1 protein-coding gene is annotated in these 322 nt (G+C 54.7%); it reads left to right on the top strand.

The features are described 5' to 3' along the window. A partial coding sequence (locus tag AB4Y42_RS44430) for a hypothetical protein (protein ID WP_368697922.1) occupies positions 1-212 on the top strand: 212 nt, incomplete at its 5' end. Positions 213-322: the final 110 nt, after the last annotated feature.

The raw sequence follows: 322 nt of genomic DNA, 5'->3' as shown, positions 1-322 counted from the left end.
TGCAAATGCGGGGCATTTTCATGCCGTGCTGGAGCCGCAAGGGCGCAGAGTGTTGCACAGATGGAAACAGCCTGCACAAAGCCTTCGTTAACCAGGCATTTAAGACGCACTTCGATCTCGGTGCCCGATGTTTCACGCGCCCGATTTCGTCTGCTGGTCAAGCAACCGCGCGACCAAAGCTGCTGCAAAATCTGCTGGAGAAAATTGTATGAATATTCTGCACATCGACTGCAGCCCTAGACTGGGATCGCATAGCCGAAAACTCTCGGCGGGAATCGTCGAAAAGATTCAAACGCTGTTGCCGGGCGTGGAGGTTCGCCGC

Source organism: Paraburkholderia sp. EG286B (genome assembly GCF_040965655.1).
GTDB lineage: Bacteria > Pseudomonadota > Gammaproteobacteria > Burkholderiales > Burkholderiaceae > Paraburkholderia.
Note: the sequence above shows the minus strand (reverse complement) of the source record. Positions and strands in the feature narration are given on the sequence as shown.